This is a genomic window from Candidatus Erwinia haradaeae, from assembly GCF_900698955.1.
GTDB lineage: Bacteria > Pseudomonadota > Gammaproteobacteria > Enterobacterales > Enterobacteriaceae > Erwinia_E > Erwinia_E haradaeae_G.
On record NZ_LR217720.1, the window covers coordinates 107718 to 130098 of the forward strand.

13 protein-coding genes and 1 tRNA gene are annotated in these 22381 nt (G+C 34.5%); 9 read left to right on the top strand and 5 right to left on the bottom strand.

The annotated features are described in order from the left end of the window. Positions 1 to 197: 197 nt before the first annotated feature. Both ERCILAFE3058_RS00370 and ERCILAFE3058_RS00375 read right to left on the bottom strand, forming a co-directional pair. Positions 198 to 1337, bottom strand: coding sequence for an IscS subfamily cysteine desulfurase (locus tag ERCILAFE3058_RS00370; RefSeq protein ID WP_157989524.1), 1140 nt, complete (start codon positions 1335 to 1337; stop codon positions 198 to 200). A gap of 280 nt (positions 1338 to 1617) precedes the next feature. Further along, the gene (locus ERCILAFE3058_RS00375; RefSeq protein ID WP_162297980.1) at positions 1618 to 1965 is read right to left on the bottom strand and encodes a hypothetical protein; all 348 of its coding nucleotides are present in this window, start codon (positions 1963 to 1965) and stop codon (positions 1618 to 1620) included. Positions 1966 to 3328: 1363 nt separating this feature from the next. Here ERCILAFE3058_RS00375 and coaE point away from each other — a divergent pair. From coaE to era, 5 genes are all read left to right on the top strand, one after another. Continuing rightward, the gene (gene coaE, locus ERCILAFE3058_RS00380) at positions 3329 to 3934 is read left to right on the top strand and encodes a dephospho-CoA kinase (RefSeq protein WP_157989525.1); all 606 of its coding nucleotides are present in this window, start codon (positions 3329 to 3331) and stop codon (positions 3932 to 3934) included. A 942-nt stretch (positions 3935 to 4876) separates the two neighbouring features. After that, positions 4877 to 6676, top strand: coding sequence for a translation elongation factor 4 (lepA, locus tag ERCILAFE3058_RS00385; RefSeq protein ID WP_157989526.1), 1800 nt, complete (start codon positions 4877 to 4879; stop codon positions 6674 to 6676). A 27-nt stretch (positions 6677 to 6703) separates the two neighbouring features. Beyond that, a complete protein-coding gene (lepB, locus tag ERCILAFE3058_RS00390) occupies positions 6704 to 7660 on the top strand; it encodes a signal peptidase I (RefSeq protein ID WP_157989527.1) in 957 nt (318 codons plus the stop codon). Positions 7661 to 7808: 148 nt separating this feature from the next. Next, a complete protein-coding gene (gene rnc, locus ERCILAFE3058_RS00395) occupies positions 7809 to 8489 on the top strand; it encodes a ribonuclease III (RefSeq protein WP_157989528.1) in 681 nt (226 codons plus the stop codon). Further along, positions 8486 to 9397 carry a GTPase Era gene (gene era / locus ERCILAFE3058_RS00400; RefSeq protein ID WP_157989529.1) on the top strand — a complete coding sequence of 304 codons (912 nt, stop codon included), beginning with the start codon at positions 8486 to 8488 and terminating at the stop codon, positions 9395 to 9397. Before rnc ends, era begins: the two co-directional genes overlap by 4 nt. Before the next feature lie 388 nt (positions 9398 to 9785). Here era and rsmA read toward each other — a convergent pair whose 3' ends face one another. Both rsmA and ERCILAFE3058_RS00410 read right to left on the bottom strand, forming a co-directional pair. Next, positions 9786 to 10631, bottom strand: a complete 846-nt coding sequence (rsmA, locus tag ERCILAFE3058_RS00405; protein WP_157990038.1) for a 16S rRNA (adenine(1518)-N(6)/adenine(1519)-N(6))-dimethyltransferase RsmA — start codon at positions 10629 to 10631, stop codon at positions 9786 to 9788. A gap of 939 nt (positions 10632 to 11570) precedes the next feature. Next, a tRNA-Arg gene (locus tag ERCILAFE3058_RS00410) sits at positions 11571 to 11647 on the bottom strand. Positions 11648 to 13560: 1913 nt separating this feature from the next. On the opposite strand from ERCILAFE3058_RS00410, the gene folD reads away from it, so the two are divergent. Then, the gene (gene folD, locus ERCILAFE3058_RS00415; protein ID WP_157989530.1) at positions 13561 to 14433 is read left to right on the top strand and encodes a bifunctional methylenetetrahydrofolate dehydrogenase/methenyltetrahydrofolate cyclohydrolase FolD; all 873 of its coding nucleotides are present in this window, start codon (positions 13561 to 13563) and stop codon (positions 14431 to 14433) included. A 1131-nt stretch (positions 14434 to 15564) separates the two neighbouring features. On the opposite strand, the gene dadX is transcribed toward folD, so the two are convergent. After that, positions 15565 to 16635 (bottom strand): catabolic alanine racemase DadX, encoded by a 1071-nt coding sequence (gene dadX / locus ERCILAFE3058_RS00420; protein WP_157989531.1) that lies wholly within the window; start codon positions 16633 to 16635, stop codon positions 15565 to 15567. Positions 16636 to 17174: 539 nt separating this feature from the next. Between dadX and dnaA the strand changes: the two genes are divergently transcribed. The 3 genes from dnaA to gyrB all read left to right on the top strand — a co-directional run bounded on the left by dnaA (position 17175) and on the right by gyrB (position 22199). Beyond that, positions 17175 to 18569 (top strand): chromosomal replication initiator protein DnaA, encoded by a 1395-nt coding sequence (dnaA, locus tag ERCILAFE3058_RS00425; protein WP_157989532.1) that lies wholly within the window; start codon positions 17175 to 17177, stop codon positions 18567 to 18569. Between the two features lie 24 nt (positions 18570 to 18593). Beyond that, positions 18594 to 19697 carry a DNA polymerase III subunit beta gene (dnaN, locus tag ERCILAFE3058_RS00430; RefSeq protein ID WP_157989533.1) on the top strand — a complete coding sequence of 368 codons (1104 nt, stop codon included), beginning with the start codon at positions 18594 to 18596 and terminating at the stop codon, positions 19695 to 19697. 96 nt (positions 19698 to 19793) lie between these two features. Further along, positions 19794 to 22199, top strand: coding sequence for a DNA topoisomerase (ATP-hydrolyzing) subunit B (gene gyrB / locus ERCILAFE3058_RS00435; RefSeq protein WP_157989534.1), 2406 nt, complete (start codon positions 19794 to 19796; stop codon positions 22197 to 22199). The last annotated feature ends 182 nt before the right edge of the window (positions 22200 to 22381 follow it).

Here is a 22381-nt window from a genome sequence, read left to right on the forward strand (position 1 = left end):
TACGAATTAGAGCCAAATCTCAGTTGATGAGATTTTATCATATAATGATTGCGCATAATGTATTTTCTTTTAAATCGCATCTGCTATTGATATCCATAGTAATAGCATATTTATTGAATATGTATCCGATGGATCATCTTAATGACATATAGTAAGTATTATGGTGTATATCTTGAATATCAGCTAATGTGATATTTTCACTTATCCATCATTTTCTGAATTAATTGTATCACATAAGTTATCTCTTCATTAGTCGTAAATCGTCCAAACGAGAATCGAACAGAACTATACGCGAGCTGTGGGTTAACACCCAAAGCTCGTAAAACATAAGACGATTCTATTCTAGAAGAACAACAAGCAGATCCAGTAGCAATGGCTAGGTCTTTGAGTGCCATAACCAGCGTTTCACTACTAATTCCTTGAAAGCTTATATTAAGAATATGACTAATGCCGTGAGTAAAAGATCCATTGACGGACACTGTCTTAATGTCTTTAATACCGTTCCACAGTTTTTTACGTAATGAGTTCAAATGAATCACATCTTGAGTCATTTGATCTTTAGCAATGGACCACGCTGTACCCATACCTACAATTTGGTGTACTGCAAGTGTACCTGAACGCATTTCACGCTCATGATTGCCACCATGTATTTGTTTGGAAAGATATACACGTGGTTCACTGCGTACAAAAAGAGCGCCGATTCCTTTTGGTCCGTAAATTTTATGAGTGGAAAAAGACATCAGGTCAATTTTTAGTTGTTTGAGATTAATAGGAAGTTTTCCTACGCTCTGTGTTGCATCAACATGAAAGAGTATACCATGTTTGTGACATAGCTCTCCTATGGAGGATATATCTTGTATTACACCAGTTTCATTATTGACATGCATGACAGATACTAATACAGTATCATGACGCATTTCTTTTTCTAGTTGATGAAGAGAAATACTACCATCACGTTGTGGTTGAAGATAAGTGATTCTAAAACCGTCTTTCGCTAATTGCATACAAGTATCTAGTACTGATAGATGCTCAGTGGTCACTGTAATCAGATGACGACCTTTTTTTTTATAAAAAATAGCGGTACCTTTAATCGCTAGATTATTAGATTCAGTGGCTCCAGAAGTGAAAATAATTTCTCGTGAGTCAGACCCAACAAGCTCTGAAATCTGGTTTCTTGCAACATCTACTGCTTCTTCTGCTCGCCAACCGAATCGATGTGAACGCGAAGCTGGATTACCAAAATCGCCATCTATGGTTAGATATTGTAACATTTTTGCTACTACACGTGAATCAGTCGGTGTAGTGGCTGCGTAATCTAGATAAATTGGTAATTTCATGTTTTTTCCACCATGAGAGAGCAATTTGTTTATAAAGATCCTAATAAAGTTATCTGGATACATTGTGAGTGTATTAGATAGGTGGTATATCACAGCAGTAGACATTCATAGTAACTATGAGGTTTTTGATAGAGCTTGATTTTTGTTTTTCTCTCGTCCATGTTTCTCCTGTATTGGAGCATGTTTGGTTTACCTGTAATAAGTAATAATTTCTAATTTTTTAATGAGCTGTTCTAGTGTTATATTTCAGTAAGTTACTCATACGTATACTCCTGTAATATTATACAAAATAAGGTAAACAATAATTTTTCGTATGGGAGTTCTGTTTTGTTTGATATTTAATAGTATTGACGTACTCATTTATGGCTGTTAGCACAGACTTTATTGTGATAATTTTACTAATTTTCTCCAAAATAATACCCTTGCGGGCCGCGCACATTAGTGAATAAATCCGTTGTACATCAGCGTCACAACAGAGACTTGTGAGATATTGGATATCACACAGAGCGATACTTTGTCTTTTAAAAATACTTCTTGTAGGCATTTGACGCTTCATATCGACATTAGAGATGAGCATCATATGAAAAACAGTGCTAACAGAATAAGGATTGATGGCTGTAAGTTGCATAGCATACCTAATCTTGATAATTATTGAACTTGGATGTAAAAAGACATAGACAATATAAAAAGTACTATACTATTCTATTTCAGAATAAGATAATCAAGTATCTGTGCGCTCTAAATGTGATTAAAGTATTCGTGATCGATAATGTTAACTATTGGATATATTTTATATATGTTGTCTGATATGTTGTTGAAATGGTACATGGTGTATAAATAAAAAGTATCATTAAGTGACAAGAGGGAGGGTTCAATGATGACTGTATATATCAATACTTCCTCATAGGCAAAGATGTTATTATTGAATGTGTGATGTTGCTCCTGATCAAGGGTAGTATCGTTCCATAGGTCCACATAGCATACTAATCTTCTATAAAATAATTTATAATAATATTTGTAACAGAGATAATAATAGGTATTTTTTATATTTTGAAACTAATGATTGTATCATTTTTTATTTTTATGCATTACAGATATGTGTGTTTTTTATTTTATAAAAGCTTCATATCCGATACTACTTTTATGATGCGTGATTTTCTGAATGATATTTCTTTTATCATGGATAAAAGAGTGAATAAGGCTGTATATAAATTATATGTTACGGTGTGATTTATAATGAGTATTTTGTTATTTTGCATTATTTAGTGAGCGGGTCAGATACTAGCGCATCCGCATTGTGTACTTGATACATTAATTGAAATCAAAATGCATTTATCAATCGTGGTAGTTTATGATGATATTTTAGCATATTTTTTAATCAGATAAGAAAGAGATATAAAGACTAAGCATAGCACGTAAGGATTGTAGTATCAAAACATGTAGTGTGGAATTTTAGGGTAGTAATTATATCATAGATAATCAGATGATTGTGTGATGATTATTATATAATCTTACGATTAGATACATCTGTAATCATCTATCTTTATGTACTAACGTATATTATCTATACAGTATGATATGTTTTATTGTTAAAAATAGGACAATGAACTTATAGTTTTTTTCAATATAATGAATTATGGTATAATTGTATATACAGGGGCTGTAAGCTCTCTAATAGATAAACTATTTGACTGAGAAATATTAGTAGTATTATAGCGTAAGTTAGATCACAATATCTTGGAGTGTATTTGTGATTGTTTGATGTAAACGATAATTATTATATGGAGCAATAAGGAAAGTGAATAAATTAGCTTTCCCTATGCCATTCAGGGATTAGTGAAAACTGATCATGAGTTACCTTTAACACTGGTATGATTGTAAATGACCATAGTAATTAATGATATTTTTCCATAATATGGTAACAGTTAATATCTGGTTATGATATATATATTTTCATATCCTTTGAGAATTTTTAGAGATCACTATAATTTATGTGTTATATTGTGGGCTTGACAGGGGGCATTGGTAGCGGAAAAAGCACTGTTGCAAATATATTCGCTAAAATGGGTGTAGATATCGTTGATTCCGATGTGATTGCTCGTGAGATTATGACTTTTCATAAGCCAGTTTTAAGAAAAATATATGAACATTTTGGAGATGAAATTTTTATGCAGAATGGTCTATTAAACCGTGCTGCTTTACGAAAAAAAATTTTTAGTTCTATAGATGATAGATTATGGATCAATAACTTATTACACCCTATCATTCGTAAAATTTCTCACGAGAAATTAGCACGTGCGCGTTCTACATGGTGTTTATGGGTGGTGCCGTTATTAGTAGAAAATAACCTTAAGTGTTACACAAATCGTGTATTAGTAACTCATGTAGGTTATATAGACCAAATTATTCGAACATCTAAACGTGATCGTGTTAGCTATAGAGAAGTTAAAAACATTTTACTGAGTCAATCTACACTCTCAGTACGTATTAAGATGGCAGATGATATTATAGATAATAGAGGATCCCTAGATCTACTGAAGAAGCAGGCAGGTATGTTGCATAAACTTTATCTTGCTTTAGCGCGTTCTACAGTTTAGTGAGTTCCTTTATCTTTTCTAGATCTAGAATGACGATAGTCTGCTATATTAAACTAGATACTATATGTCAATATTGTGTATATTTTCCATGAACATTCAGAATATATGATTACTGCATTCATATGCAGAGCCATTCATGGTAAATCGCATGGCAGTAGATTTCGTGACGAGATTGTTGGTATGATGCACATGAATGATATTAATTATTTTTAAACTACACTGGAATAAAATTTAATACATTTTGTAGGTTAATTAATTTTATGTGTAAGGGAGTGTGCCATAATATCGAATAATAAGTATGCCAGAAGCGCTATATTCAGGATTCTATATAGAGCTTGTTCTCTAACATATCTCCAAGTGGTTGTACTTAATGGTACGATGGATAAAAGATTGTAGATGGGTATGAGGTTATCATAGTGATTTTAACATCATGTAGGTAAAAATGATCATGCTCACCTCTTGTGACTCACGTATCATCCCATCTACTATATTAGCATGCAACGCCGCTAAGCATACATACTCTATCAACATCCATACCAGAATTCTTAGTGGTCGATAAGTATTGATCCTCGATACATCTATTGTATATTATTTCGAATCATGGTTCAAATATTATATGGGTGCGCTGAGCATAAATTAAAGTGAAATTTTAGCTTATATAAGCCACTACCAGATACATACTGAAAGTATATTAAAATTTTGAAAAATGGTTGACGAACCTCTCATGATTGTTATCTATTTTAAGGTTAATCAATACCGTTAGAATGTATACTCTCTCATATCTTTTTCTGAGTTTTATTAAAACACTAGTTACTTTTTATCTTGTATATATAAATTCATCATAATATAAGCCAGTATTTATTTTCTGGAGTTAAGACTTCAGTATGTCTATTTATAGTTAAAACTGAGACTATTACTATCAAAAGTATAAGCAATATACCAATGAATCATATACGAAATTTTTCTATCATTGCGCATGTTGATCATGGAAAATCTACAATTTCTGATCGTTTAATTCAAATATGCGGTGGTTTAACAGAACGTGAAATGGAAGAGCAAGTCTTAGATTCCATGGAGTTAGAGCGTGAGCGCGGTATTACTATTAAAGCACAAAGTGTGACCCTTACGTACCATGCTAAAAATGGTAAGACTTATCAACTTAATTTTATTGATACACCGGGGCATGTAGATTTTTCCTATGAGGTTTCTCGCTCCCTGGGGGCTTGTGAAGGCGCTCTTCTTGTAGTGGACGCAGTACAGGGGGTCGAAGCACAAACAGTAGCAAATTGTTACAGTGCCACGGAAATGCATTTAATAGTTGTCCCGGTGCTTAATAAAATAGACCTTCCTTCAGCGGATCCAGAAAGAGTATTAAAAGAAATTGAAGATATCATTGGTATTGATACTACTGATGCTATACTTTGCTCGGCAAAGACTGGTTTTGGCATTCCTGAGATACTAGAACGTTTGGTGCGTGATATACCTCCTCCTGCGGGTCGACCTCAGGGTCCATTGCAAGCACTAATTATTGATTCCTGGTTTGATAATTATCTTGGCGTTGTTTCTTTGATATGTATTAAAAATGGCAGTATATATAAAGGAGAAAAAATAACGGCAATGAGCACCGGTCAAGTGTATACAATAGATCGTTTAGGTATTTTTACCCCAAAACGTAAAGAGACTGATGTGTTATATTGCGGTGAAGTTGGTTGGTTAGCGTGCGGGATTAAAAATATTCTTGGGGCACCAGTTGGCGATACGTTAACATCTGTAAAAAATATAGCATGTCAAGCATTACCCGGATTTAAAAAATTTACCCCACAGGTTTATGCCGGGCTATTTCCATTAGAACCGAATACTTATGAAGCATTTCGGGATGCTTTGGGGAAGCTACGCTTAAATGATGCTTCTTTATTCTATGAATCAGAAAACTCTACTGCATTAGGGTGTGGTTTTCGTTGTGGTTTTCTTGGTTTGCTCCACATGGAGATAATTAAAGAGCGTCTTGAGCGTGAATATCATCTTGAACTTATTACCACCGCGCCTACTGTTATGTATGAAGTCTATACCAGTGATGGAAATACTATATATGTCGATAATCCTGCTAAGCTACCCTCCGATCATCATATCGTAGAGTTACGTGAGCCGATTGCTGAGTGTCAGATTTTAGTGCCTCAAGAGTACTTGGGTAATGTAATGATGTTGTGCATCAAAAAGCGTGGTGTACAAACGAGCATCGTTTATCATGAAAAACAAGTCGCTTTAACTTACGAGATACCTATGTCTGAAGTTATACGTGATTTTTTTAGTAATTTAAAATCCAGTACACGTGGATATGCATCACTGGAATATCATTTTAAAAAATTTACTACTGCTAGCATGGTTCGTGTCGATATTATGCTAAATAGCGAACGCATTGACGCGTTATCTTTAATCACTCATCGTAACTACGCAGAGTTCTATGGGCGTGAATTGGTAAATAAGATTACAGATTTAATTCCGCGCCAACAATTTGAGATTGCTGTTCAAGCGGCTATTGGAAACAATGTTATTGCTCGCGCTACGGTGAAGCCGTTACGTAAAAATGTTCTCTCTAAATGCTATGGTGGTGATATTAGTCGCAAGAAAAAACTACTACAAAAACAGAAGGAGGGCAAGAAGCGTATGAAAAAAATAGGGCGCCTTGAACTACCTCAAGAGGCATTTTTTGCAATGATGGACATTGGTAAAGAAAATAAATAATATTTGTTAAGTTTAGGGGTCATCAAGATGGCGCATATATTCACATTATTTTTAATTATTGCAACATGTAGTAGCGGTGCATTCTGGTGTATTAATTTTCTTCAACGTGTACGTATTAAGAATGTGAAAAATGTAGGAAATTACTATAAAAATATAGAGAAAGTGAACGAGCATGTACCTATTGGATTCGTCGCTAGTGTAGCATCTTTATTTCCGGTACTCTTTGTTGTGTTAGTAGTTCGTTCATTTATTTTTGAGCCGTTTCAGATTCCCTCTGGATCAATGATGCCTACTTTATTAATCGGTGATTTTATTTTAGTAAAAAAGTATGCTTACGGTATCAAAAACCCTATTACACAGGATACTTTGATGGATACCGGGCACCCCCGTCGTGGTGATATTGTAGTCTTTAAATACCCACAAGATCAGAGTAAAGATTATATTAAACGCGTGATTGGTCTACCAGGGGATTTGGTGACATACAATTTTTGTAGTAAAGTCTTATCTGTACAGACAGAGTGTCTTGATAAGCAGAATTGTAAGAGATTTTTAGAGGTCACTTATTCTGCAATTAGTAAGAATAACACTAAAAGTGTGGTTGATGCGACTAATAATGAAAATAGTAATAGTAATGTCGTGCAGAATGTTCGAGAACCTAGTTTAGACGATCTACATACAGTCATACGCACTGAAACATTAGGAGATTCTAAGCACCGTATTTTGTTAATAACGGGAGAGGGTTGTGTGATTGGGAATGGTAAGAAAAAAAATACCGCACAACAAACAATGACTTGGCTCGTACCAGAGAAGATGTATTTCGTGATGGGTGATAATCGTGATAATAGTGCAGATAGTCGTTATTGGGGTTTTGTGCCTGAACATAATCTTGTTGGTCAAGCAATAGCTGTATGGATGAGTTTGGATAAAAAGGAAGGGCAATGGCCAACTGGTTTGCGTCTTAGTCATATCGGTAGTATTCATTAACAATATAGTTCTATATACCTGATAAATCAGGTGTATTTGTTAATGTATATCAATGGTTGTGATATTAAGAAGGGATACTTTTTGCAAATCAATATCTATTTATTTTTGATAAATAGATATTGATTATATATATTGCTAGTGGTTTCATATGAATTTATTGATAATACATCAGCTGCAAAGAAAAATAGGTTATCATTTCAAGAATGTTGAATTGTTACAGCAAGCGCTTACGCATCGTAGTGCGAGCTATAAGAATAACGAGAGACTAGAATTTCTTGGAGATTCTATTTTAAGTTATGTAATTACTCATGCTCTTTATAGACGTTTTCCATATGTCGATGAAGGTGATATGAGTCGCATGCGTTCTACATTAGTACGCGGGAATACCTTAGCTGCAATGGCAAAGGAATTTGATTTAGGGTCCTATTTGTATCTTGGTCGAGGTGAATGGAAAAGTGGTGGATATCTACGTCAGTCAATTTTGTCTAATACGATGGAAGCGTTAATTGGTGGTATATTTTTAGATAGTAACATCTCTACGATAGAAAAATGCATTCTTAATTGGTATTCTTGTCGTTTAAATACCATCAGCCCAGGAGATAGACAAAAAGATCCTAAAACACGTTTACAAGAATTTTTACAAGGGAATCATTTACCGTTACCCTCTTATTTTTTATCGCAGGTACAGGGTGCAGAACATAATCAGGCATTTACTATTTACTGTAAAATAAGTGGTATGAAAGATCCTGTCGTAGGAACTGGCTCTAGTCGTCGACAAGCTGAACAAGCAACCGCCGAACAAGCATTAACTAAATTAGGTATTAAATGACACAGACAATTACCTATTGTGGTTTTATCGCGATAGTAGGTCGTCCGAACGTAGGAAAATCAACATTATTAAATCGGCTGATTGGGAAAAAAATTTCTATTACCTCAAATAAACCACACACTACGCACCATCGCATTATGGGAGTCCACACTGAGGGGGTGTACCAGACTATTTATATTGATACTCCTGGGTTACATGCGACAGAAAAGAATCGTACATATGATGTTATGCGACGTCATACTATTAATTTAATTAATGATGTTACACTTGTCGTATTTATGATAGAAGGAATTCGTTGGACTGCTAGCGATGAAATGATATTGAAAAATTTACAGAACACACAGTCTGTTCTATTAGTGATTAATAAAATGGATGTTATTTCCAATAAAAGTATCTTATTACCACATTTACAGCATCTAGATAAACAGAGAAATTTTATAGGTATAGTACCTATTTCTGCTCAAAGAGGAGAGAACATTGGGCTTATTAAGAATATTATATGCCAATATTTGCCAAAAGCAAAACATTGTTTTCCACAAGCATATATTACTGATTGCTCTCAAAAATTTATGGCATCAGAGATTATACGTGAAAAGATTATGCGTGGATTTGGAGCAGAATTGCCATATTCAGTGGTGGTGCAGATTGAAAAATTTATCACTAATACACGCGGTGTTCTCATGGTCTATGCATTAATTGTAGTACAGAGTGAAGGTCAGAAGAAGATCATGATTGGTGCACAAGGAGGTAAAATTAAAACTATCGGAGTTCTTGCGCGTCAGAATATGGAAAAGGTGTTCGGGCAAAAGGTATACCTTCAGAATTGGGTAAAAGTACAGCATAGTTGGGCTGATCATGCTTCGGTATTACATAATTTAGAACACACTAATTATTTACAATACCACTAATGATAGGGGTGTTGGTTATAGATTCTAGTGATATTGCATGATATTAGAATAGTATAGATCATTAAACATATTGAATAAAGATAGAACTCTTGTGCATTTTTAAGTCTACTGACTTTCGATAATTAGAAGATAATTGAAAAAGGTATGACATGATTTCTCCGTAGGAGAACCATAAAACTATGATTAAGGTATGAATGTTAGTATATATGTAACGGTTAAAATAATCATGGATCCTGCCGACTATCATCAGTTATTATATAGCGCAATTACCGCTTGAATGGTTTTTATTTTCGTCAAAGTAGATGGATGTGTTTCCCGAGGTGATGGTTAATTTAAATGTATTTAAAGGTAAAAATCTTTCTTATCATGCATAACATTAACACACATTCTAGTTATATTTTATTGATACCACATTCGCTTTTTTATTTTTTAGGTGGTTTCCTAGCCAATCTGCTAGTTGACAATATTGCATAACACTTATGTTTTCTGCGCGTAATGTCGGACAAATATGCATGTTTACTAATGCTTGAGTAGGGATTAAGTGAGATAGACTATTACGCAGTGTTTTACGACGTTTGTTAAAGGCTGCGGTAGTAACTAAAGACAGAAAATACACATGGTGAGGTAATGTTTGGACATGTGTTATAGGAATTAAACGTACTATTTTAGATATTACATTAGGCGGTGGTACGAAAGATTGAGACGGAACAGTAAGTATTGGGAATATTTTGCAGTAGTATTGTGCCATAACTGATAGACGACCGTATGATTTGTTACCAGGCTTAGCGACAAGACGATTAACCACCTCTTCTTGTAACATAAAATGCATATCATGAATGATGTTGATATGTTTAAATAAATGGAATATTAACGGTGTAGAAATATTATATGGTAGATTACCAAAAACACGTAGTAGTTGAGTTTGTTGTTTGGCAAACTGTGAAAAATCAAATTCTAGGGCATCTTGCTCGAAAACGGTAAGCTTTGTTTGTAGGAAAGAGTGATACTTGAGGCGTAAAGTGAGATCGTGATCAATTTCAATCACTGTTAGCTTATCTAGTACTCTACCTATCTTTTCTGTTAGCGCACCGAGACCAGGTCCAATTTCGATCATTACTTCACCATATTTTGGTTGAATAGCATGAATAATACTTTCTATAATACATGGATCATGTAAAAAATGTTGTCCAAAGCGTTTTCTGGCGTAGTGTCCCCGGTATGTGTGAGCAGTCATAGTTATTTTAATATTAGTATGTAGTGAATAGATTACAACATGAAATACAGATTGATATTGATTCATGTGTACATTCAAGGATATCCTTGCGTATTGCTAGAACTTAGGTTGAGTGCATTTAGGCAATCAAGATGTTAATATAGCATATTCAGTATAAGTAATTCTTACTAGCAAGCATGATGCACAAAGAGTCACGAAGGTATAAATATTCTGTAAGGATACAATGGCATCTGCCTTATATGATATTTTACTTTTTATACCAAAAAATCAGTATTCCTAACCTCGCAAAAGAATAGTGCTTTCTAAGCATATAGAAATAGTGATACTTCTATATTCTGTGATCTGCGATAGCATAGTATTTTTAGTAATCTACATGCGTAGATATCTAAACATGCCTTGCTATGATTATTCGGGTAATGGTGGAGTTGTACCACAATGTTATATGCTATGTAATTTTTATGGTATTTTTTATTTTTAATATCAATATATTGACCATATGATAGTATGGATGACCATGGTATATAGGTCTTCGCTTTTTAGCAAACAGATAATTTGATATAGCATTATCATAACCTGAGAATCATTTATTTTCTTTTGAGTAGGAAACATAAATTACATATTTTTTGTAGATCAATGAAAATGATACATGTTTATTAAGATAGATACAATGATTTAAAAACGATGATGTAACTCCGAAATATATAAAGTTTGAGAGAAATCTATCATTTGTTTTAAGTTTTTATATGAAAGTGGTTGGATATCATACTTGCAGTAGTTGGTATGTTTTAATGCTGCTAGCAAGAGAGTAATAAAATTATTTACTAGTTGATAAAGCGATAGCACTAGGAGATAACCAGGTCATTCAGGTATATATAGATATATTGCGCATGCGTTATGGTATAGTGAACCTATTTAACAGAGAAGTTAAGATTATGTATGTGGTGCGCCCTACAGGATTCGAACCTGTGACCTACGGCTTAGAAGGCCGGTGCTCTATCCAGCTAAGCTAAGAGCGCATATTGATGCCATGCATTATACGGTTAATAAATCATCAGTCAACTATTTAGTATTATTATTCATGCTTTATTGCTCTGTTCTTCAATATTGACTTGTATCAATAATTGTTAATATGTAGTCTGCATCAGATTCATAGTTTTCATTATAACTCCTATTACGATTGATAAAATGCATATTTTCCATTGCATGCTTTTTAAATTTATATAAAGATGTATAAAACGTATAGTGTAAGAAAAATACTAGATGATCTTACAGAGTTATCAGTGAATATATTATTCTATGTGCTGCAATATTTATATAACATAGTATAAAGTTATAAAAACGTGTTCCTGCATTATATTTTTATCATTTTTAGCAACTTTATTTTGTAATCAAAGAGTTACTGTGTCAGTAAAGACCACTTACATACTCATGTATTATCCGCATGTATACCATGTGCGGTATATGATAAAATATATAATATAGTGGAAAATATGAGTTTCATGATCACAGAAGAAAGAGTCCATTGAGGGTTTGTAACATTCTAAAGTGCATAAATATCTAGAGTTTTGATTGACTTATAACTATAAGTGCTTTCTTGCCTTGATAGGATTTATAAAGATATCTGTCGAAATAGGCTATATATACATTGTATCAATGCGATGATGTTTATAGTTATATGGTATTTGTTTTAACATAATTTAATGTAGTAAGTATCAATATATTACTAAAATTTTCAGTTTCAGCAGTATTTGTAGGGTGTTAAGGCTGCAAAATACACATCTACATATAGTGTAGGATTTTATCAGTTTGTACTATTGGGTAATATCAATCTAGTCTATGCGTATAGACCATGGCATATTATATTATATCTTAAGTTAAGATATTTGGTCATTGTCAGAATTAAAATCAGACATCATTAGTGTGTGTATACGGTATAAAATATTTACTAATAGTGACATCTGCGCTACACACGTACTTTATAAGTAATAATCCCTTCTCCAGAGCTGAAATACGTTACAGTGCGTCAGTCTTATCATATAAGTTCTCATGGTATACTATCAATAGTTTAGTTGTTGTGTTAGAAATACATAATTTAACTCATATCTGAAATAAGATTTGTATCTATTATAAAAAATAGAGGTATTTTTTTTTCGCATAGTAGAATGATGTATATCAAGCATATTATAGTATATATACTATAATGAGCGATTTTTTATCTTTTTCTGCGTTCTTATTGTCATAATGTTTCTAGATTTAACCATAAGAAGTTTATGAAGATGTTAAATGAAAGTGATTTCATGACACGTAAATATTTATGTCATGCTATTTTAGAAGAAGAGAGAGATTTGAAATTTATATATCATGTTTTGATATGTGGTAAGGTGTATAATATCCATGACTCAGATGCTTCTGTTACTATGTACATTCATAATATCTAGTCTTTTATCAGAGATCATTGAGTGTTAGTAAACATATAGCATGTGTGTATTTCGAAGCGATGATCTTTAGCAGTATACAAGCATGCTGTATATGTATCTTTATGCACTAATATATTGATGCATGTTTAGATATAACATGCGGTATGACACGAGTTTTTCAGTTTTCTGTATTTATGTTTGCTAGTACAAGAAATTAGCATCTACTATCTATTATGTTAATATGGAAATAGAATAATAACTACTAGTATAGTGGGCGTGGTGTACTGAAATATAGATCATGTCCAAAAGGATCGCATTTCGTAATATGTTAGCAAATAATTTTTTTATATAGTACCAGGTGTGGTCTAGATATAACGCTTATGCTATATCGTTTAATTAATATACATTGTAGTGTGTAAAACACGAAGTCATAGAAATGAAGAGTATAAAACCATTGCAATTTTATATATAATATATGATAGAGAGTATATTGTAGAAGGATACAGGATTCCATGCCTGCAAAAATAATGAATGGTACAAAGCTTGCGCAGGAAATTTTGCAAGATATCTCTAAACGCGTACAGGAACGTCTAGGCATGGGTAAACGTATCCCAGGTTTAGCTATTGTATTAGTAGGGTCAGATCCTGCTTCAAAGATTTATGTGTCTAAGAAGTGTAGTGCATCTCATAAAGTTGGTGTCACCACCCGTTTATATGATTTACCTGTAACTACTATGCAAGTGCAATTGTTGAACTTAATTACACAATTAAACAACGATAAGAGTATTGATGGTATTTTAGTACAACTCCCTTTACCAACTACTATAGATAGAAGTGTGGTCATGGAACACATTTCACCTTGCAAAGATGTAGATGGTTTTCATCCTTATAATGTAGGTCGTTTATGTAATCGTGCACCAACTTTGCTGCGGCCATGTACCCCTCGTGGTATTATGACTTTGCTAGAGCATTATCAACTCAATGTTTGTAGATTAAACGCGGTAGTAGTTGGAGCCTCTAATATAGTTGGTAGACCTATGAGTCTAGAGCTATTACTGGCTGGGTGCACAACCATTATTGCACATCGTTTTACTCAAAATCTACAATATTTTGTGTCACAAGCTGACCTACTGGTTGTTGCCGTCGGCAAACCAAGATTTATCCCTGGTCACTGGATTAAATTAGGAGCCATAGTAGTTGATATAGGTATTAACCGTTTACTTAATGGTAAAATAGTTGGTGATATTGAGTTTGAGCAGGCTGCACATCGGGCGGCATGGATTACTCCGGTACCAGGCGGAGTTGGACCCATGACCATTGCTACGCTTATGCAAAATACTTTATATGTTTGCGAGCAGAATGATAAAAATATTGATTTGTTATAAATACAATCAATAGAAAAAATTGTTTTTTATTTAATTCACAGAATACCAAACTGTAATGTGTGGAAAACATAGCCGTATATTATTTATGAGACATTGATTTTGTAATGTCATTGTTTAGGAATGTTTTCTATAATATGATTCGTGCTGATGAGGGTTACCGTAATAAAAGTTGTCTTATTTCTACCATTTCCTTAGTCATGCAATAAATATTAATGTCATTTGATCGAAAAACAACCATGTGGTATGATCAGTGCAAGTTAATTGCATCTCAATAGAGATATTTAATTGATTTTTGTATAATAATACATACAGTTAAGATTATTGTAAGGGTTAGAATATAGATGTGGATTTCTTGATCGTTTGTATATGATCATTTCGCATAATCTATCGTAGGTTCTTTTCTTACTTCCGTCACCAAGATAAGACGATTATGTACTGTAATATATGAATTCTTATTGAAGACCTCAGTGGTTATACTGAAATATTGACAATCACAGATTTCACATTACTCTTTTTATAGCTTGTGCTATCATTTTGGATCACACATAAATCTTTTTACACAAAATACTTAAGACTATAGAACTTAAAAAATCTGAGCTTATTACGCGATGATTACTTACAGAGCTAACTTTTTGTAGGTTGAACAATATAATATCACTGATCCATCTGTGTATGTGTTAGAGTTACATCTCTAACACTGAGTACTGATACTTAATAGTTATGATATATAGTGTAATACTTTCATACATTCCATTAGTAGTATATGTAATCGTATATACGAGCATGATATGTTAGAGTTTTCATATGGTACCTTACTATAAGCTATACAGATATTAGTTAATTGATCGTAGTTAGTTATGGGTATGTAGATTTTTGCAATAATAGTCATGCGAGCGCAAGTGTATATGTATACTTAGCTATTATTAAAAGATATGTCTGTAGTGTAGCTACATGACCATAAATTTAATGTAAGATTAAAGATGTGTATATATATCATGGTTATTCATACATGGTAAAATAGATATAGAATGGGCATTCTATGTAAAAACAAACTGCTGATTCAAGGGCATGAAATCTGCGATGAAACGGTATGATTTCAATGTTTTCTTCTCTTTTCTTGGAAAAGTGAAGTTATGTTATTTTAACAGGCACACGTGAAGATAAAGCGCACATTAGTTCGTAGCTTATAGTTCCAGATACAGAAGCTACATCATTAATCTTGACGTTATTCCCCCATAGTTCTACTAGACTACCAATACGAGCTTGTGGGCATCTCGTTAAATCTACCGCCATCATGTCCATAGAAATGCTTCCAACAGTCTGTGTCATGCTTCCCGCGACCATTACGGGCGTGCCGGTAGGAGCATGATGTGGATAACCATCAGCATAGCCACAGGCTACGATTCCAATATACTGCGCGCGGCTAGCGCAATAGTTATTGGCATATCCTACTTTGGATCCTGCTACAAGTTTTTGTATCGCAATAATTTTGCTATTAAGTGTCATAACAGGCATTAAACCACTACTAGCAATGTCTTTCCAATCACCACTGGGAGAGGCACCATATAATATAATGCCAGGACGGACCCACTGACAATGTGTACGTGGATGCCACAATGTGGCAGCAGAGTTAGCCAGTGACATGGTACAATTGAATCCATTAGAGGATTGCGCAATTCTTTGCATAGACTTCATAATATCATATATGCACTGTGCTTTAGCGAAGTGCGCCATCAGGGTAAGAGTACCAACATTTTTTAGTGCTTTTAATTGATGCCAAACATTTCGGACATCCTTTGGTTGAAAACCAAGACGATTCATTCCACAATTCATTTTTAGATATACATCTAATGGAGAAGATAGATGCGCTTTTTTTAATGCTTGGATTTGCCAGTGACTATGTATAATAGTGGTTAAGTGATATCGATGAAGGATTCTCAGATCGTGAGGATGAAAAAATCCTTCTAGCAGCAAAATAGGCTTTTGAAAACCTTGTTCGCGAAGTAATAAAGCTTCATGGATGCTAAGTACGGCAAAACCATCCGTACTACTTAGACTCTTCCAGACCCTTTTAATACCATGACCATATGCATTAGCTTTAATCACTGCCCAAAGGCGTGATCCAGAAGCTATATTGCGTACTATAGAAAGATTTGTTTGTAATGCGTTTTGATTAATTGTAGCAATAATAGGACGAGACATGATCGATCCTTTCTGAATATTGTGGCGCCAAGCACTATCCTTTTGCTAAGACTGAGGATAAAAATATTAATATATTGTAGAATATAATTGGTAGCCCTGACGATTAGAGAATGGAGAATTTCTTTTATGTTTTGTTTTAGTCGATAATGGACGTATATTGTACAATGAGAACGGATACACCTTATATTTTTATGGTTTCTAACATCGTAAATCTAAACATATATTTTTTATTAATTATTAAGTATCATTTTTAATGATAGTCATATCACGAGAGATCATATAGTCTAATAGTAGTGGTGATACACTATATCTGTATAGTGTTTGCATTTTAAGATATCAGTTTCAATTTGTTAATACTGAAAGGTTTCTAGTGTACTATACATTATAATTTGTTTTTTAATTGGCAAGGATGCTGAATTTTTTATGAGATAAGGGAGTTAAATAAGAGGAGAGTTAATTTATCTCCACAAATCACTAATAATCATGCCATATCTCACCGAGTTTCTATATTGTGTTGAATTTTCGAAGTGGAGTCTGCCGTGTCACTTACACTTTGGCAACAGTGTTTGGTTTGCCTAAAAGATGAACTACCTCCTACCGAATTCAGTATGTGGATACGACCATTACAAGCTGAAATTACTGATAATACATTAGCCTTATATGCACCAAATCGTTTTGTGTTAGATTGGGTCAGGGATAAATACTTGCACAATATTAATACTCTTCTCAAAAATTTTGGTGGCGTCAATGTGCCTTTTCTTCTTTTTGAGGTAGGCAGAAAGTCTAGTGTTACTATCAGGGAGCCATCTGTAACCAGTGTACAGGAAACTTCAAGTCATATCAGTCACCCATCTATGAGCAGCCAAACCCGAACAAATTGGAGTGATGTTACGAAATTAACAGAGTTATCTTATCGCTCGAATGTCAATACTAGATATAACTTTGACAACTTTGTAAATGGCAAATCGAATCAATTAGCACATATTGCTGCACAACAGGTAGCAAATAATCCTGGCGAGACGTATAATCCTCTATTTCTTTATGGCGGTACAGGCCTTGGTAAGACTCATCTCCTACATGCAGTCGGGAATGGTATTTTAGCAAAAAAATCTAATACAACTGTTATATATATGCATTCTGAGCGTTTTGTACAAGATATGGTTAACGCGTTACAGAATAATACGATTGAAGAGTTTAAATGTTATTACCGTTCAGTTAAAGCACTTCTTATTGATGACATTCAGTTTTTTGCGAATAAAGTACGCTCACAAGAAGAGTTTTTTCATACTTTTAACGCACTGTTAGATGGTAATCAACAAATAATTTTAACTGCTGATCGTTATCCCCGAGAGATTCATGGTGTAGAAGATCGTTTAAGATCACGCTTTGGATGGGGATTGGCGGTAGCTATTGATCCACCGGAACTAGAGACACGGGTAGCTATTTTAAAAAAGAAAGCGGATGAAAATAATATTTTTTTACCGAATGAGATAGCTAATTTTATTGCCAGAAGATTACGTTCTAACGGACGTGAATTAGAAGGAGCATTAAATCGTGTTATTGCTCATGCAAAATTTACAGGTTGCACTATTACCATTGATTTTGTACGTGAAGCACTGCGTGATATACTCGTATTACAAGATAGGTTAGTTACTATTGATACTATTCAAAAAACTGTTGCTCAATATTATAATCTTAAAGTGACGGATCTTCTTTCTAAGCGTCGCTCTCGTTCAATTGCGCGTCCGAGACAAATAGCAATGGCTATAGCTAAAGAATTAACTCATTGTAGTTTACCAGAAATTGGTGATGCTTTTGGGGGGCGTGATCATACTACAGTTTTATATGCTTGTCGAAAAATTGAAAAGTTACATAGAGAAAGTCACGATATTCACAAAGAGTTCTCTGCGATTATTAGAAGCCTATCTTCTTAATCGTGCCAAAGGTTTCCTTAGATTATGCAATTTAATTTAAAACGGGAAGTTTTACTCAAACCATTACAGTACGTCAACGCACTCTTAGGAAATCGTCCTGCATTTCCTATTCTTGGTAATATATTATTGGAAGTAAAGCAAGATATTCTATTGCTTACCAGTGCTGATTTAGAAATAGAAATGGTAGCGTGTATTGCTTTAATGCACAAACATCAAGTGGGAGCGATTACCACCCCTGCGCGAAAATTCTTTGATATTTGCCGTGGGTTACCAGAAGGTTCTGAAATATCAGTGTTATTAATAGGAGATAAAATACTCATTGTTTCCGATCGAAGCCGTTTTTATCTAGCTACACTACCAGCTAGTAATTTTCCTAGTCTAGATGGGTGGAAGAGCGAAGTGGGGTTCAGTATTGCGCAGAGTACTGTTAAGCGGATTATTGAATCTACTCACTTTTCTATGGCACATCAAGATGTACGTCATTACCTTAATGGTATTCTCCTTGAGACAACAAGAAACGAGTTATGTGCAGTAGCTACGGATGGACATCGACTGGCACAGTGCACTATGCCAGTCGAGCAGGTGATGTTGCCTCGCTATTCTGTAATTATACCCCGTAAAGGTGTAATAGAACTCCTGCGTGTATTAAATAATAGTAGCATCCCTGTACAGATACAGTTTGGAAGAAATCATATCCGTTTTTCTTTTGGTGATATGATTTTTACTTCAAAGTTAATAGATGGTTCTTTTCCAGATTATCGTCGAATATTTCTCGCAAAACCTGATAAAATTTTAAAAGTGAATTGTTATCTGCTCAAGCAGGCTTGTGCTCGCGTTGCTATTCTTTCTAATGGTAAATTACGAAGTGTGCGTTTATGTGTACATGATAATTCCTTAAAAATTACAGCTAATAATTCAGATAAAGAAGAAGCAGAAGAGATTCTGGATGTGATGTATAGTGGAACTCAGGTGGAAATTTCTTTAAATGTAAGTTACATTATAGACGTTTTAAATGCATTAAAGTGCGATACTGTCTGTATATCACTGATTGATTCTGTGTCTAGAGTGCAAATTGAAGACACCGTGAATCCATCTACAAGATATATTATTATGCCAATGCGTGTGTAGTTTATGTTTAGACATAACGCATAGGGAAAAGAGTCTTAATATAGTCACAGTTTAAGACCATATTGTGATTTATCATTCAACGAACGAGAAAAGCTAATGTCCAGTGTTTATGACTCATCGAGTATTACAGTACTTAAAGGACTCGATGCGGTACGCAAACGCCCCGGTATGTATATCGGGGACACAGATGACGGCACTGGTCTCCATCACATGGTTTTTGAGATTTTAGATAATGCCATTGATGAGGCCCTTGCGGGTTATTGTTCGCATATTAGTGTCACGCTTTATCCAGATCGCTCTATATCCGTACGGGATAATGGGCGTGGTATCCCCACCGGGATGCATGAAGAAGGGGTGTCTGCTGCGGAAGTAATTATGACCGTACTACATGCCGGAGGTAAATTTGACGATAACTCCTACAAGGTTTCCGGCGGGTTACATGGCGTAGGTGTATCTGTTGTCAACGCTCTATCGGAAAAATTAGAGCTTACTATCTTTCGTGACGGGGCAATACATTTCCAGTGTTATATGCACGGCATTCCAAAACGTAATATTCAAATTATGGGTCATACTAACTTAACTGGAACATATATACATTTTTGGCCAAGTTATGAAATATTTACAAACATAATAGATGTTGATTATTTCATTTTGGAGAAACGGTTACGCGAATTATCTTTTCTTAATCCAGGTGTTTCTATTGAGCTAGACGATCAACGCTGTGATAAAAAAAATGTGTATCAGTATCAAGGTGGTTTACAAGAGTTTATTAAATACCTCACGCAAGATGCACTGCCGATTCATCCTAATATATTTTATTTTTTGTCCCAAAAGGACAATATCAGCATTGAAGTAGCACTACAGTGGAATAATACTTTTCAGGAACGCATATATTGTTTTACAAATAATATTCCACAGCGTGACGGAGGTACTCATTTAGCAGGTTTTCGTTCTGCTTTAACGCGTACTCTTAACATATATATGGATAAAGAGGGGTATAGCAAGAAAGCTAAAGTGAGTGCTATTGGAGAGGATGCACGTGAAGGTTTGATCGCTGTCGTTTCAGTAAAAACACCTAATCCAAAATTTTCTTCACAGACTAAAGATAAACTTGTCTCTTCTGAAATTAAAATAGCAGTGGAGCAACAAGTCAATGAATTATTATCTGCTTATCTCTTAGAAAATCCATGTGATGCTAAAGCTGTGGTGGGAAAAATTATTGACGCAGCTCGCGCGCGTGAAGCTTCTCGTCGTATACGTGAAATCACTCGACGAAAGAATGCCTTAGATTTATCGATCCTACCAGGGAAATTAGCTGACTGCCAAGAGCGAAATCCTTCTCTCTCTGAAATTTATTTAGTAGAAGGTGATTCAGCCGGCGGTTCTGCTAAGCAGGGAAGGAATCGTAAAAATCAGGCTATTTTACCGTTAAAAGGAAAAATTCTGAATGTAGAAAAAGCGCGCTTTGATAAAATGCTTGCTTCGCAGGAAATAGCGACGTTAATTACTGCTTTAGGGTGTGGAATTGGCCGTGATGAATATAATCCAGATAAATTACGTTATCATAATATTATTATTATGACTGACGCCGACGTTGATGGATCACATATTCGAACGTTGCTTTTGACATTTTTTTATCGTCAGATGCCAGAAATTATTGAAAGAGGGCACCTGTATATTGCACAACCACCTCTGTATAAAGTACGAAGGGGTAAGACAGAGCAATATATTAAAGATAATGATGCGATGGAGGTCTATCAAATGTCTATAGCCCTTGATCAGGCGATGCTACATATTAATGATAGTACGCCAGATATAAGCGGAAAGAATTTAGAAGACCTAGTAGGTATATTTAATCGTACACATCGCATGATTAAACGACTAGAATCTCGCTATCCCATCGAACTACTGAATGTGTTAGTTTATCACGATACCTTACAGGACTTAACAAGCAAACCTAGTGTAGAAGATTGGTTAAGTAATTTATTGCAGAAATTAAATAATAATGATGAAAATGGCGAGCATTACTATGGTTTTATCCATGAAAACTCTTTATTGCATTCATTTGAACCCGTAGTATGTAGACGTGTCTATGGTATGGACAAAGAGTACTCCATAGATAATGCTTTTATAGTGAGCGACGAGTATCATAAAATATGCATGCTTGGGGGCCATCTACGCGGCCTGATTACAAAAGATTCTTATATTGCACGTGGTGGGCGTCGTCAGTCAGTTGCTAATTTTGAACAAGCCATTAATTGGTTAGTTACAGAGTCGCGGCGCGGTGTAACTATTCAGAGATATAAAGGTTTAGGAGAGATGAATCCAGAACAATTATGGGAAAGCACAATGAATCCAGACAGTCGTCGCATGTTTCTGGTAACCATTGAAGATGCTGTTGCCACTGATCAGCTTTTTACTACTTTAATGGGGGATGTAGTGGAGCCTCGCCGTGTGTTTATTGAAGATAATGCGTTGCGTGCAGCGAATATTGATATTTAATACAACTTCGATTACTCGAAAGCAGCGTGATTACTAGTGATATTATTGGTATAATTATAGATTATATACACCTAGTGTTTTAGACAATCTCGTCATTAGAAGGAATAATACTATATATTTACTATAAAGTAGTAGGGGTGCATTATAGATCGTAGGTTAATACTCAAAATCTTCTAATTTGT